The following is a 13,063-nucleotide window of genomic DNA, read 5'->3' as shown; positions in this document are numbered from 1 at the left end:
AGCGGCATCAGGCGCGGTTCGGTAGACTCGGGGTGTCCGAACACGTCGCAGCACGTGTGTGCAGCGACACTGATATCTCGAAGGAGATAACGCATGACCGTCAAGGTTGGAATCAACGGCTTCGGCCGCATCGGCCGCAACTACTTCCGTGCCCTCATCGAGCAGGGTGCCGACATCGAGGTCGTTGCCGTCAACGACCTGACCGACAACAAGACCCTCGCCCACCTGCTGAAGTACGACTCCCTCATGGGCCGCTTCTCCGGTGAGGTCAGCTACGACGACGAGTACATCACCGTTGACGGCAAGAAGATCAAGGCCCTGGCCGAGCGCGATCCCAAGAACCTGCCCTGGGGCGACCTGGGCGTCGACGTGGTCATCGAGTCCACCGGCTTCTTCACCGACGGCGAGACGGCCAAGGCCCACATCGAGGCCGGCGCCAAGAAGGTCATCATCTCCGCCCCCGGCAAGAACGTGGACGGTACCTTCGTGATGGGCGTCAACGACGGCGACTACACCAACGAGATGAACATCATCTCCAACGCCTCCTGCACCACCAACTGCCTTGCCCCGCTGGCCAAGGTGCTGAACGACAAGTTCGGTATCGAGCGCGGCATCATGACCACCATCCACAGCTACACCGGTGACCAGCGCCTGCTCGACGCCCCGCACAGCGACCTGCGTCGCGCCCGCGCCGCCGCGCTGAACATGATCCCCACCAAGACCGGCGCCGCCCAGGCCGTCGCCCTGGTGATCCCGGAGCTCAAGGGCAAGTTCGACGGTCTGGCCGTCCGCGTCCCCACCCCCACCGGCTCGCTGACCGACCTGACCTTCGAGGCTTCGAAGGAGGTCACCGTCGACGAGATCAAGGCTGCCGTCAAGGAGGCCGCCGAGGGTGAGCTCAAGGGTGTCCTGAAGTACACCGAGGACCCGATCGTCTCCTCCGACATCGTGGGCGACCCGCACACCAGCATCTTCGACGCCAACGAGACCAAGGTCATCGGCAAGCTGGTCAAGGTCCTGTCCTGGTACGACAACGAGTGGGGCTACAGCAACTCGCTGGTCCGCCTGACCTCGCTGGTCGGCTCCAAGCTGGCCTGATCCACCGCAGAACCTGTGTGACGGGGTGGGACGCTCCGGCGTCCCACCCCGTCGTCACATCATGGCATCGGGGCGCAGCTCCGCACCAGGACATCGGGGCCTGGCCCCGCACACTTTCCAACGGAAGGGATTGACGTGAAGTCGATCAAGGATCTCGGAGACCTCAAGGGCAAGCGGGTGGTCATCCGCTGCGATTTCAACGTGCCGCTCGACGGCCAGACCATCACCGACGACGGCCGCATCAAGGCCGCGCTGCCCACCCTCAACGAGCTGCGTGGGGCCGGCGCCCGCGTCGTCGTGCTGGCCCACCTGGGCCGCCCCAAGGGTGAGGTCAACCCCAAGTACTCCCTGGCGCCCGTCGCCAAGCGCCTCGGCGAGCTGCTCGGCACCGAGGTGAAGCTGGCCTCCGACGTGGTCGGCAGCTCCGCCCAGGAGACCGTCGCCTCCCTGGCCGACGGCGACGTCGCACTGATGGAGAACGTCCGCTACGAGAAGGGCGAGGAGAGCAAGGACGAGGCCGAGCGCATCGAGCTTGCCAAGAAGTACGCCGAGCTGGGCGACGTGTACGTCTCCGAGGGCTTCGGCGTCGTGCATCGCAAGCAGGCCTCGGTCTACGACATCGCCAAGCTGCTGCCCAGCGCCGGTGGCCTGCTGGTGAAGAAGGAGGGCGACGTCTTCTCCAAGGTCCTCTCCGACCCCGAGCGTCCCTTCGTCGTGGTGCTGGGTGGCGCCAAGGTGGCCGACAAGCTGGCCGTCATCGACAACCTGCTCAAGATCGCCGACACCGTCATCGTCGGTGGCGGCATGGCCTACACCTTCCTCGCGGCCCAGGGCCACGAGATCGGCCAGTCGCTCTTCGACGAGGCCTCGGTGGAGGCCTGCAAGGGCTACCTGAAGCAGGCCGAGGAGTCGGGCAAGAAGCTGCTGCTGCCCGTCGACGTGCGGGTGGCCACCGGCATGGACTTCGACGCCAAGACCGTCGAGGGTGAGGTGGAGGTCGTCAAGTCCGATGCCATCCCCGCCGACAAGATGGGCCTGGACATCGGCCCCGAGACCGAGAAGCTCTACGCCGACGCCATCAAGACCGCCAGGACCGTGGTCTGGAACGGCCCGATGGGCGTCTTCGAGATCAAGGAACTGTCCCACGGCACGGCTGCCGTCGCGAAGGCCCTGACCGAGGTCGACGGCCTGTCCGTCGTGGGTGGGGGCGACTCCGCCGCCGCCGTGCGCGAGCTGGGCCACGCCGACGACGAGTTCGGCCACATCTCCACCGGTGGTGGAGCATCGCTGGAATACCTGGAGGGCAAGGAGCTCCCGGGTCTCACCGTTCTGGAAGGAAGCAACTGATGGCACGCAAGCCGATCATGGCAGGCAACTGGAAGATGAACCTCGACCACGTCGAGGCCACCGGCCTGGTGCAGAAGCTGGCCTGGACCCTGAAGGACAAGGGCTACGACGAGAGCAAGTCCGAGGCCGTCGTGCTGGTCCCCTTCACCGACATCCGCACCGTGCAGACCCTCGTCGAGGGCGACAAGCTGCCCATCGCCTTCGGTGCGCAGGACGTCTCCGCACAGGACAAGGGCGCCTACACCGGTGAGGTCTCGGCCCCGATGCTGGCCAAGCTGAACTGCTCCTACGTGGTCGTCGGCCACTCCGAGCGTCGCCAGTACCACGCCGAGGACGACGCCCTGGTCAATGCCAAGGCCAAGAAGGTCATCGAGAATGGCATGACGCCGATCATCTGCGTCGGCGAGGGCCTGGACATCCGCAAGGCCGGCAACCAGGTCTCCTACACCCTGGACCAGGTCCGTGGCGCGCTGCAGGGTATCCCCGCCGCCCAGGTGGCCAACCTGGTCATCGCCTACGAGCCCGTCTGGGCCATCGGCACCGGCGAGGTTGCCACCCCCGAGGACGCCCAGGAGGTCTGTGGCGCGATCCGCGAGGAGATCGGCAAGCTCTACGACGCCCCGACCGCTGAGGCCGTGCGCATCCAGTACGGCGGCTCGGTCAAGGCCAAGAACGTCGGCGAGCTGATGGCCAAGCCCGACGTCGACGGCGCCCTGGTGGGCGGCGCGAGCCTGGACGCCGAGGAGTTCGCCGGCATCGTTCGTTTCTACGAGCTGCCGGCCGTCTCGGTCTGAGTCACGCACCAGCAGCAGTCCCCGACGGGGCGTCACCGCATGCGGTGACGCCCCGTCGGGCGTCTGTGCGCCGCGCGCGAGGTCCCCGGCAAATGTGGAAATGCAGTGGCCGTGGGTTACGATCTGCCTTGTGATTCTGGTACCGCTGACGACCTGGCCCATCATGACACTCTCGATCATCCTGATCGTGCTGAGCGTGATCCTGGCCCTGTTCGTCCTGCTCCACAAGGGCAGTGCGGGCGGCATGTCCGATCTGTTCGGTGGCGGCATGTCCACCTCGATGGGTGGCACCTCGGTGGCCGAGCGCAACCTCAACCGTTTGACGATCGTCATCGGTCTGCTGTGGTTCGCGACCATCATCGGCCTGCTGCTGCTCTACCGCTACGCCTGAGCCGACGGGCCATGTGGCCCGTCACCGGATGACAAGGGCGCCCCTGGGCGCCAGTGACGCGCCACATGGGCGTCAATCGAGCCGTGATGAACAGAGGAGTGCACAGTGGCTGGTGGCAGCGCCATTCGGGGGAGCCGCGTCGGAGCAGGACCCATGGGGGAGGCGGAGCGCGGGGAAGCAGCACCGCGCGTCCACATCTCCTTCTTCTGCGCCAATGGACATGAGACCCGGCCGGCTTTCGCGGTCGAGGCCCAGGTCCCGGAGGAGTGGGACTGTCCGCGCTGCGGGCTGCCGGCCAACAGGGACTCCGAGAATCCGCCCCCGCCGCCGAAGATCACCCCGTACAAGACGCACCTGGCCTATGTGAAGGAGCGCCGCACCGACGAGCAGGCCAAGGCCATCCTCGACGAGGCACTGCAGATCCTGCGTGAGCGTCGCGCCCGTGGCGACGTCATCTACTGAGCCAGCAGCGCCACCTGCCGAGACGACAGCACGACGAAGGCCCTACCCGCTCGGGTAGGGCCTTCGTCGCCTCCGCGGGGGCAGGGCCCCGGTGGTCAGAGCTCGCAGTGGTAGGAGGGCAGGGCCAGCGCCGCGTCCTCGTCGACCCACCAGACCAGCTCTCCGCGCGGGTCGAGGTGGGAGGCGGGGCTGTCGGGATCCTTGGCCAGGGTGCGGGCCAGGGCATCGGCCTTGTGCTCGCCGGAGGCCACCACCCAGATGCGTTCGCTGCGGTTCAGGGCCGCATAGCTCAGGCTGATCCGCTCCTGGCAACCGACGGGCGCGTCGGTGATGCCGACCACCTGGGAGCTGCTGGCATCGCTGGGCACCCGGCCGGGGAAGAGGCCGGCGACGTGGCCGTCGGTCCCCAGGCCGAGCAGGCAGATGTCGAGCACCGTCTCGCCCAGGTCACGGGCATAGGCGAAGGCGGCCTCGTCCGGGTCGTCCTGGCCGTCGCTGCCCGGCATGGGGTGGGTCTCGGTGCGGCTGATCGGTAGGGTGCGGGCCAGGATCGCCAGGGCCTGCAGGGCATTGCGCTGGGGATCGCTGGTGGGCAGGAAGCACTCGTCGCTCCACCACAGGCGGATGCCCTCCGGTCGCAGCCCACGGCCGGGCGCCACCTGCGCGAAGCGTTCGTAGACCCGGTTGGCGGTCTGCCCACCGGTCAGGCCGATGTTGATCACCTCCTGGGTCTCCTGCAACCGCAGCACGGTCCGGGTCCAGGCCTCGGCGACCTCGTCGACGAGCTGGTCCAGGTCATCGTGACGCAGGACGCGTTGGCTGCTCATCGGGCGTCCTCGTCATCGGCCCGGGCGTTGCGTTCCAGCAGCGTCTGGCTGGCCTGCTCGAAGATGGCGTCGGCATCCATCCGGCGCAATTCCTCGGTGATCAGCTCGTTCACGTCCCGCCGCGGCAGCGCCACCTGCCGCTCGGGCTGGCCCGGCACCTGGTAGCTGGCGACGCTGCCCTTGCTGGGCCGGGTGATCGCGATGTCCCCGGCAGCGGTGGTCAGGCGCACGGCGCTGATGCCGGGACCCTTGGTGGTGCGGCGCTCCACCTGCACGCCCAGGCGGGCCTGCAGCCAGGCCGCGAGGAGTTCGGCGGGGGCATTGTCCTTGGCAGCCTCGACGGTGGCGCCGCGCACACGGCCCGGGTACTGGTCCAGCGAGGCGGCCAGCAGTCCTCGCCAGCGGGTCAGGCGGGTCCAGGTCAGGTCGGTGTCGCCGGGGGCGTGGTAGCGGGCCCGGATGGCGACGGCCTCGATCGGGTGGCGGGCCCCCGAGGCGTCGGTGATCCGTCGCGTGGCCAGGGCCCCGATGGGGTCATCGCCGGGGTTCTCGGGTGACTCATTGGGCCACCAGACCACCACCTGGGAGTCGGGCAACAGCAGTGGCAGCACGACCGAGGCGGCGTGTTCGCCGACCTCACCGCCCATGCGCAGGGTGACGATGTCTCCCGGCATCCCCTCACCGGTGCGGATCTCAGCGTCCAGCCGCGACTCGGCCTGGCTGTCGGTGACCACCAGCAGGATGCGGGAAGGATGCTCCGAGCCCGCCTGCAGGCAGGCCTGGGTGACGCGCTTGGCGTGCTTCTCCTGGGTCACCACCACCAGGGTGAAGGCCATGGCGGTGGTGCCGGTCTGCTGGTGGGCCTGCTGCAGCGCCTTGGCGATCTGCGAGGTGGAGGTCTTCTCGAGTTCGATGATCATGTCGCGCCTTTCAGGGACGTCGCCAGGTGAAGCCGTCACGGGCCAGCATCTCGTCGGCCCCGGCGGGGCCCCAGGTGCCGGCGGGGTAGCCCTCGGGTTGGCCCTGCGTGGCCCAGAAGTCCAGCACCGGGTCGAGGATCTTCCAACCGAGCTCCACCTCCTCGTGCTGGGGGAAGAGTGGGGGCTCGCCGAGCAGCACATCGAGGATGAGCCTCTCGTAGGCCTCGGGGCTGGACTCGGTGAAGGAGCCGCCATAGCCGAAGTCCATGGTGACGTCGCGGATCTCCATGGCCGTGCCGGGCACCTTCGCGCCGAAGCGCATGGTGACGCCCTCGTCGGGCTGGATGCGCATCACCAGGGCATTGGTGCCCATCGCGGCGGTGTCGGTGTCGTTGAAGGGCAGGTGGGGTGCGCGCTTGAAGTTGAGCGCCACCTCGGTGACCCGTCGCGGCATCCGCTTGGCGGTGCGCAGGTAGAAGGGGACGCCCGCCCAGCGGCGGTTGTCCACGTCGACCCGGATGGCCGCATAGGTCTCGGTGCCGGAGGTGGGTTCGATGCCGTCCTCCTCCAGGTATCCCTTGACCTTCTGCCCGCCCTGCCAGCCGCCCAGGTACTGCCCGCGGGCGGTGTGGGCGGCGAGGTCGGCGGGGGTGGAGGCGGCGCGCAGCACCTTGGTCTTCTCGGCGCGCAGCTCGTCGGCCTCGAAGGTGTTGGGCTCCTCCATCGCGGTGAGCGCCATCAGCTGCAGCAGGTGGTTCTGGATGACGTCGCGGGCCGCACCGATGCCGTCGTAGTAGCCGGCGCGCCCGCCGATGCCGATGTCCTCGGCCATCGTGATCTCCACGTGGCTGACGTAGTTGTTGTTCCAGATCGGCTCGAACATCTGGTTGGCGAAGCGCAGCGCCAGCATGTTCTGCACCGTCTCCTTGCCCAGGTAGTGGTCGATGCGGAAGATCGACTCGGCCGGGAAGACGCTGCCCAGCACGTCGTTGAGCTCGCGGGCACTCTCGAGGTCGTGGCCGAAGGGCTTCTCGATGATCACCCGGCTCCAGGAGCCATTGCGGGCCTCGGCCAGGCCGTGGCGTCGCAGCTTGCCCACCACCGAGTCGAAGCTGCCCGGGGGGATCGAGAGGTAGAAGGCGTGGTTGCCGCCGGTTCCCTCGCTCTCGCGCAGGTCGGCCAGGGTCTGCTTGAGCCCGGCGAAGCCCTCGTCGCCGGAGAAGTCGCCCTTCACGAAGCGGATGCCGCGGCGCAGTTGCTCCCAGACCTCGGTGCGGAAGGGGGTGCGGGCGTGCTGCTTGACCGCCTCGAGCACCACTTCGGAGAAGGAGTCGTCGTCCCAGTCGCGCCGGGCATAGCCGACCAGCGCGAAACCGGGCGGCAGCAGGCCGCGATTGGCCAGGTCGTAGACGGCCGGCAACAGCTTCTTGCCGGCGAGGTCTCCGGTGACGCCGAAGATCACCAGGGCGCAGGGGCCGGCGATGCGGGGAAGGCGCCGGTCGCGTGGGTCGCGGAGGGGATTGATGCGTTCGTCGTCGCGCACGGGGGCTCCTGTCGGGTCTGTGTGGAGTGGGGACACAGGACGGCCCGGACCGGCACCGCCTGCCGGCCCGGGCCGTCGAGGTGAAGCTGGTCAGGCCTTTGCGGCCTCCACTGCTGCCCCTACGGTACCCACAAGCTCCTCCCAGGAGGTCACGAACTTGAACACGCCCTCCTCCTCGAGCTGGGTGACCACGTCATCCATGTCGATCCCGACCGATGCCAGGGCCCCCATGGTCTCGACGGCCTCGTCGATGGCCTCGGTGATGGTGTCACCATCCGTCTCGCCGTGGTCGGCGAAGGCTTCCATGGTCTTCTCGGGCATTGTGTTGACGCAGTCCTCGGCCACCAGGCCGGAGACGTACATGGTGTCGGGATGGGCGGGGTCCTTGACGCCGGTGGAGGCCCACAGCGGACGCTGTGGGTGCGCCCCGCGCAGCTTGAGGCGACCCCAGCGCTCGGAGGTCATCACCTCGAGCCAGGCGGCGTAGGCGATGCGGGCATTGGCCAGCGCGGCCCGTCCCTTGAGCGCGCGGGCCTCGTCGGTGCCGATCTCGTCGAGGCGCTTGTCCACCTCGGAGTCGACCCGGGAGACGAAGAAGCTGGCCACCGAGTGGATCTCGTCGATGTCCAGGCCGGCCTCCAGGGCATCCTCGAGGCCCGACATCCAGGCGTCCATCACGTCGCGGTAGCGCTCGATGGAGAAGATCAGGGTCACGTTGACGCTGATGCCCTGGCCGATCACGCGACGGATGGCCTCCAGCCCCGGGACGGTGGCCGGGATCTTGACCAGCACATTGGAGCGGTCGACCTTCTCGAAGAGCTCCACGGCCTGCTCGACGGTGGCCTCGGCATCCATCGCCAGGTCGGGGGCCACCTCGATCGAGACCCGGCCATCGACCCCGTCGGTCTCTTCGTTGAGGTCGCTGAACAGGTCGCACGCATCGGCCACGTCGGTGGTGGTGAGCTCCCGGATGGCGTCCTCGGCGTCGAGTTCGGGATTGGCGGCGACGAGCTCGGCGAGCTGCTCGGCATAGGACTCGCTGTCGCCCAGGGCGGTGGCGAAGATGCTGGGATTGGTGGTGACACCGGTGACCGACTTCTGCTCGATCATCTCGGCCAGGCTTCCGCTGGTCAGCCGGCTGCGGGAGAGGTCGTCCAGCCAGATGGACACGCCGGCCTCGGCCAGCTTCTCGAGTCGCTCGTTCACGCTTCCTCCTGGAAACTCGTGGGGATCATTGCGCCACCCTCGACGCTAGTCGGCCCGCGGTGTGCGGCCAACAGGTGGACGCGTGTTGCCTGCCTTGGCACGAAATCGGTTTTGGGCCGAAGTCGACGTAGACTCTGCCGAGTTGACCCCGCCCGTCTGGGCCGGGGCGGGCAAGCTGGCCGTCGCCGCGCCCGGGGGAGGAATGAGTTTCGTGACCACGCACCACACCGCCGATCGGCGCACCTTCGGCGACGGCGCGACCAGCGACCCGGCACTCGACAGCGCGGATCGCCCGGCCACCACCGGTGACGTGGTCAAGGCCTATGTGGCCCTGACCAAGCCCCGCATCATCGAGCTGCTGCTCACCACCACGCTGCCGGTGATGTTCCTGGCTGCCAGGGGCGTGCCCCACTTGGGCGTGGCCTTCTGGACGATGATGGGCGGCATGCTCAGCGCGGGCAGCGCCAATGCCTTCAACTGCATCCTGGACGCCGACATCGACGAGAAGATGCGCCGCACGCGCCGCCGGCCGATGCCCCGCCACCAAGTGTCAACCCGCAATGCCTGGATCTTTGCGATCGTCCTGGCGATCGTCTCGACGCTGGTACTCGGCCTGGGAGCGAACTGGCTCTCGGCGGGACTGGCGCTGGCGGCCAACGCCTTCTACGTCTTCGTCTACACGCTCTGGCTGAAGCGCCGCACCAGCCAGAACATCGTGTGGGGTGGCATCGCCGGCTGCTTCCCGCCCCTGATCGGCTGGACCGCGATCACCGGCCGGGTCGACTGGGAACCGCTGATCCTTTTCCTGGTGGTCTTCTTCTGGACCCCGCCCCACACCTGGGCCATGGCCTTCCGTTACCGCGAGGACTATGCCGCGGCCGAGGTGCCGATGCTGCCCGTGGTGATGGATGCCGTGGGGGTGGCCCGTCGCATCATGGCCTACACGATTGCCACAGTGGCCACCACGCTGGCGCTGTGGCCGGTGGCGCACACCGGTTGGCTCTACCCGGCGGTGGCGGCCGCCTCGGGTGCCTGGTTCATCTGGGAGGCCTGGCAGTTGCTGGTACGTGCCAAGCAGGGCAAGCGTGACTCGGAGCTCAAGGCGATGCGCCTGTTCCACTTCTCCAACAGCTACATTGCGGTCCTCTTCCTGGCTATCGCGATCGACCCGCTGATCTTCTGATCCACCTGATCTTCTGACCCCCGTGGCGTCGTCGGCCGCCTGCCGGAGGTACTTGTCCACGGGAGAGGAGGACAGCATGCATGCAGCACTCGTCACGGGGGTGGGGCGTCGCCGGGGGATTGGGGCCGCCATTGCCCGCAGGCTGGCCCACGATGGCTGGAACCTCGCCCTGGGCTACCACGCTGACTACGACCGGCGCGTGATGCGTGAGGATTCCGACGTAGAACTGCTCGCGGAGGAGTTGCGTTCCCGGGGCGTCGAGGTCGCCCTGCTCCCAGGAGACCTGGCAGAGCCGGAGGTGCCTGCAAGACTGGTCGAGCGGGCCGAGGCAGAACTGGGAGTGCTGTCAGCCCTGGTGGATGAGCCACTGCGAGAGCGTGGACTCGGACTACTTCAGCACCACCGTCGAGAGCTTCGACCGGCACTACGCCGTGAACGTTCGGGCACCGTGGCTTCTCACCCGCGCTTTTGCCGCGCAGGTCGGCCCCGACGGCGGCTCCGTGGTGGCGCTGACCAGTGACCACGTGGCCTTCAACCTGCCCTATGGCGTCACCAAGGGGGCACTGGACCGGCTCGTCATCGCCGGGGCCACCGAGCTGGCCCAGCGAGGGGTGCGCTGCAATGTCGTCAACCCCGGACCGATCGACACCGGCTGGATGGACGCCGAGACCCGGAGGAAACTCAGCGCCATGACGCCCGGTGGGCAGCTGGGAAGTCCCCAGACTGCTGCCAACCTCGTGGCGTGGTTGCTCTCCGAACAGGGACGCTGGATCAATGGCCAGCGCCTGTACAGCGACGGCGGTTTCAACCCCTCCAGGGGGTGAGCGGCGGGGCAGTCAGGCCGGCAGGCCGCTGCGGGTGCCGTAGTAGAGCCAGCTCGCCGCCGTGGTCACCAGGCCGATGCCGAGCATGTGGCAGATCACCAGACCCAGTGGGAGGCCGTTGAAGTACTGGGCGTAGCCGATGGCACCCTGCAGCAGCTCGGCGGCCAGCAGCCAGGCGACCATGTTGCGAAGGCGCACGTTCTGGGTCCTGACGGCCAGCGCCAGCAGGCCGATGGTGAAGCCGACGACGGCCCAGATGGTCCAGGCGTGGGCCTTGGCCATGGTCTCGATGTCCAGGTTGTTACGTGCCACGCCGTTGTCGCCGGAATGGGGTCCGGCCCCGGTGACCACGGTGCCGAGCCACAGGCCGAACATCAGCAGCCAGAAGGTGATCACGACCAGACGTCGGTGCAACGGCTCCACCACGACCGGATTCCCGTCACCGCTGAGCTGCACCAGCTTCACGCACCAGGCGATCAGCATCACCGACAGCAGCAGGTGGAGTGCCACCACCCACGGGTTCAGGTGGGTGAGCACGGTGATGCCGCCGATCACGCCCTGGAAGGGAATGCCGAGCAGGATGAGCAGCGCGAGCGTGCGCTCGCGCTGCGGTGCGCCGGAACGGATGGCCGTGACGAAGGTGGCGATGGCGATGGCCAGCAGCACGAAGGTGAGGGTGCGGTTGCCGAACTCTACATACGAGTGCCAGCCGAGCGCGGGGTGGGCGGTGTAGCTGTCCTCGCTGCACTTGGGCCAGGTGTCACAGCCCAGGCCGGAGCCGGTCAGCCGCACCACCGCGCCGGTGACGATGATGCCGATGTTGGCCACCAGGTTGGCGATCGTCCAGCGGCGCAGGGCCGTGCGGGTGCCGAAGGGCCCACCTTTCTCGGCAACGGGTGAACTGGGGGCTAGGACGTCCATCGGAAGGCCTTTCGGGCGATGAGGTGGGCCACGACGGCCCAGATGACCAGGACCAGGAGGGAGTACCAGGTGACGCCGCCGGTGGTCCAGTGCCGCAGCACCTCACCGAGTGCCCCTGTCGGGAGCGAGGCGATCACCGGCTGCAGGGCGTGGGGGAAGGAACTGACCGGCCACATGATGCCGCCGGCCACCAGGCCCACGAGGTAGAAGATGTTGGCGAAGGCCAAGGTGGCCTCGGCCCGCAACAGCCCGGCCATCGCGAGTGCCAGGTTGGCGAAGACGAACATGGCCAGCGGCACCGAGACGAGCATGATCGGCCACTGCCACGGTGAGGGGTGGATGTGCCAGCCCAGCGCCTGGGCGACGGCGCCGAGCAGCAGGAACTGGCCCGTGGCGATCATGGCGATGCCGACGGCCTTGCCGGCGAGCAGCCCGCCGTGGCCCAAGGGGGTGGCTGAGAGCCGCTCCAGCACGCCGTAGCGGCGCTCGAAGGCCGTAGCGATCGCCAGCGAGGTGAAGCAGGAGCTCCACACGGCCAGGGCCATCACATTCGGGGCGATGTGCTCCGCGGTGATGCCATAGCGCCCCCGGGCGAAGTGCCCGAACAAGAGCAGCCCCAGCGGGATCAGCAGGGCGACCATCAGCTGTTCCCCATTGCGCAGGATCAGCTTCGCCTCGGTGAGGGCATGGTTGAGCACCATCCGGGAAGGCTGTGCGGGGGCGCTGCCCGGGGTGAAGTCCAGGGCGGTCTCCAAGGGCTTGTCGGTGATCATCGGCGTCTCCTCCGTCCGCGACCCTCGGGCGTCCCGACGCGTGCGGTGGTGTTGAGCAGGAAGACATCCTCGAGGGGAGCCTCCCGGGTGAGTTCGGTGACGGTCCCGCTGACCACGACCCTTCCCTGGTCCACCATCCAGACATGGTCGGCCAGCCGTTCGGCCTCGTCCATCGCGTGGGTGGTGAGCAGTACGGCGACGCCGTGGTCGCGCAGGGTGCGGATCACCTGCCAGGTGTGCCGGCGCACGTGCGGGTCCATGCCGGCGGTGGGCTCGTCGAGGAAGACCAGGTCGGGCCGGCCCACCAGCGCACCAGCAAGGTTGACGCTCTGCTGCTGCCCGCCCGAGAGGCGACGGTAGGGGGTGCGGCGGAAGTCGTTGATGCCCAGCAGCTCGATCAGCTCGTCGACGGGCTGCGGGTTGGCATAGAGCCCCGCGAGGTAGTGCAGCAGCTCCTCGGCGCCGATCCCGCTCCACGCACCGGTCGACTGCGGCATCAGCCCGATGCGGGAGGCAGCCTCGGGGCTTCCGGCGGCATGGCCCAGCACCCGGATCTGACCAGCTTCGGGGGCCACCAAACCGGTACAGCAGCGGATCATCGTCGTCTTGCCGGCCCCATTGGGCCCGAGGACGGCGGTGATCTGACCGCGCGCGGCCCGCAGGCTCAGGCCCTGCAGTGCCTGGGTGTGACCGAAGGAGACGACGACATCACTCAGTTCGAGCGCAGGCCTCTCCCCGGCAGTGTCTTGGCTTTGGATCACCGCTGCAGTCTAG

The 13,063-nt window shown here is 68.2% G+C and carries 14 protein-coding genes and 1 pseudogene; 8 read left to right on the top strand and 7 right to left on the bottom strand.

What is annotated here, in order from left to right:
- Window positions 1-93 precede the first annotated feature (93 nt).
- The 5 genes from gap to ACYVKA_RS07070 all read left to right on the top strand — a co-directional run bounded on the left by gap (window position 94) and on the right by ACYVKA_RS07070 (window position 4,092).
- On the top strand, window positions 94-1,098 hold the full coding sequence (gene gap / locus ACYVKA_RS07090) for a type I glyceraldehyde-3-phosphate dehydrogenase (RefSeq protein WP_460704147.1): 1,005 nt from the start codon (window positions 94-96) through the stop codon (window positions 1,096-1,098).
- Window positions 1,099-1,233: 135 nt separating this feature from the next.
- The gene (locus tag ACYVKA_RS07085; RefSeq protein WP_460704145.1) at window positions 1,234-2,445 is read left to right on the top strand and encodes a phosphoglycerate kinase; all 1,212 of its coding nucleotides are present in this window, start codon (window positions 1,234-1,236) and stop codon (window positions 2,443-2,445) included.
- Entirely contained in the window at window positions 2,445-3,239 is a 795-nt protein-coding gene (gene tpiA / locus ACYVKA_RS07080) for a triose-phosphate isomerase (protein ID WP_460704143.1), read from the top strand. The genes ACYVKA_RS07085 and tpiA overlap by 1 nt, the downstream gene beginning before the upstream one ends.
- Window positions 3,240-3,402: 163 nt before the next feature.
- Window positions 3,403-3,630, top strand: coding sequence for a preprotein translocase subunit SecG (gene secG, locus ACYVKA_RS07075; RefSeq protein ID WP_394276346.1), 228 nt, complete (start codon window positions 3,403-3,405; stop codon window positions 3,628-3,630).
- A 105-nt stretch (window positions 3,631-3,735) separates the two neighbouring features.
- Window positions 3,736-4,092: an RNA polymerase-binding protein RbpA gene (locus ACYVKA_RS07070; protein WP_460704141.1), complete on the top strand. Its 357-nt coding sequence runs from the start codon at window positions 3,736-3,738 to the stop codon at window positions 4,090-4,092.
- Between the two features lie 95 nt (window positions 4,093-4,187).
- On the opposite strand, the gene pgl is transcribed toward ACYVKA_RS07070, so the two are convergent.
- From pgl to tal, 4 genes are all read right to left on the bottom strand, one after another.
- Complete coding sequence (gene pgl, locus ACYVKA_RS07065) at window positions 4,188-4,919, bottom strand: 6-phosphogluconolactonase (RefSeq protein ID WP_460704139.1); 732 nt, start codon at window positions 4,917-4,919, stop codon at window positions 4,188-4,190.
- Window positions 4,916-5,839 carry a glucose-6-phosphate dehydrogenase assembly protein OpcA gene (locus ACYVKA_RS07060; RefSeq protein ID WP_394276344.1) on the bottom strand — a complete coding sequence of 308 codons (924 nt, stop codon included), beginning with the start codon at window positions 5,837-5,839 and terminating at the stop codon, window positions 4,916-4,918. The genes pgl and ACYVKA_RS07060 overlap by 4 nt, the downstream gene beginning before the upstream one ends.
- 10 nt (window positions 5,840-5,849) lie before the next feature.
- Window positions 5,850-7,322, bottom strand: coding sequence for a glucose-6-phosphate dehydrogenase (zwf, locus tag ACYVKA_RS07055; RefSeq protein ID WP_460704883.1), 1,473 nt, complete (start codon window positions 7,320-7,322; stop codon window positions 5,850-5,852).
- Between the two features lie 150 nt (window positions 7,323-7,472).
- Window positions 7,473-8,588, bottom strand: coding sequence for a transaldolase (tal, locus tag ACYVKA_RS07050; protein ID WP_394276803.1), 1,116 nt, complete (start codon window positions 8,586-8,588; stop codon window positions 7,473-7,475).
- Window positions 8,589-8,730: 142 nt separating this feature from the next.
- Between tal and ACYVKA_RS07045 the strand changes: the two genes are divergently transcribed.
- From ACYVKA_RS07045 to ACYVKA_RS07035, 3 genes and pseudogenes are all read left to right on the top strand, one after another.
- A complete protein-coding gene (locus ACYVKA_RS07045) occupies window positions 8,731-9,771 on the top strand; it encodes a heme o synthase (RefSeq protein ID WP_460704137.1) in 1,041 nt (346 codons plus the stop codon).
- Window positions 9,772-9,847: 76 nt separating this feature from the next.
- Window positions 9,848-10,069: pseudogene (locus tag ACYVKA_RS07040) on the top strand (SDR family oxidoreductase); the annotation flags it as partial.
- Between the two features lie 61 nt (window positions 10,070-10,130).
- Window positions 10,131-10,595, top strand: a complete 465-nt coding sequence (locus ACYVKA_RS07035) for an SDR family oxidoreductase (RefSeq protein WP_460704135.1) — start codon at window positions 10,131-10,133, stop codon at window positions 10,593-10,595.
- 12 nt (window positions 10,596-10,607) lie between these two features.
- On the opposite strand, the gene ACYVKA_RS07030 is transcribed toward ACYVKA_RS07035, so the two are convergent.
- Genes ACYVKA_RS07030 through ACYVKA_RS07020 form a run of 3 tightly spaced genes read right to left on the bottom strand, consistent with a single transcriptional unit; the run spans window position 10,608 to window position 13,050 of the window.
- The gene (locus tag ACYVKA_RS07030; RefSeq protein ID WP_394276806.1) at window positions 10,608-11,516 is read right to left on the bottom strand and encodes a COX15/CtaA family protein; all 909 of its coding nucleotides are present in this window, start codon (window positions 11,514-11,516) and stop codon (window positions 10,608-10,610) included.
- On the bottom strand, window positions 11,504-12,289 hold the full coding sequence (locus ACYVKA_RS07025; protein ID WP_460704133.1) for an ABC transporter permease: 786 nt from the start codon (window positions 12,287-12,289) through the stop codon (window positions 11,504-11,506). The genes ACYVKA_RS07030 and ACYVKA_RS07025 overlap by 13 nt, the downstream gene beginning before the upstream one ends.
- Window positions 12,286-13,050, bottom strand: a complete 765-nt coding sequence (locus ACYVKA_RS07020) for an ABC transporter ATP-binding protein (RefSeq protein ID WP_460704131.1) — start codon at window positions 13,048-13,050, stop codon at window positions 12,286-12,288. The genes ACYVKA_RS07025 and ACYVKA_RS07020 overlap by 4 nt, the downstream gene beginning before the upstream one ends.
- Between the last annotated feature and the right edge of the window lie 13 nt (window positions 13,051-13,063).

The sequence above is a fragment of the Luteococcus sediminum genome (genome assembly GCF_054783495.1).
This window is presented reverse-complemented; position numbering and strand designations above follow the sequence as displayed.

What these genes read in the sequence shown, in the direction of transcription:
- pgl (WP_460704139.1), bottom strand. Translation starts at nt 4,919, where the DNA reads ATGAGCAGCCAACGCGTCCTGCGTCACGATGACCTGGACCAGCTCGTC.
- ACYVKA_RS07025 (WP_460704133.1), bottom strand. Translation starts at nt 12,289, where the DNA reads ATGATCACCGACAAGCCCTTGGAGACCGCCCTGGACTTCACCCCGGGC.
- secG (WP_394276346.1), top strand. Translation starts at nt 3,403, where the DNA reads ATGACACTCTCGATCATCCTGATCGTGCTGAGCGTGATCCTGGCCCTG.
- ACYVKA_RS07060 (WP_394276344.1), bottom strand. Translation starts at nt 5,839, where the DNA reads ATGATCATCGAACTCGAGAAGACCTCCACCTCGCAGATCGCCAAGGCG.
- gap (WP_460704147.1), top strand. Translation starts at nt 94, where the DNA reads ATGACCGTCAAGGTTGGAATCAACGGCTTCGGCCGCATCGGCCGCAAC.
- ACYVKA_RS07030 (WP_394276806.1), bottom strand. Translation starts at nt 11,516, where the DNA reads ATGGACGTCCTAGCCCCCAGTTCACCCGTTGCCGAGAAAGGTGGGCCC.
- ACYVKA_RS07035 (WP_460704135.1), top strand. Translation starts at nt 10,131, where the DNA reads ATGAGCCACTGCGAGAGCGTGGACTCGGACTACTTCAGCACCACCGTC.
- tpiA (WP_460704143.1), top strand. Translation starts at nt 2,445, where the DNA reads ATGGCACGCAAGCCGATCATGGCAGGCAACTGGAAGATGAACCTCGAC.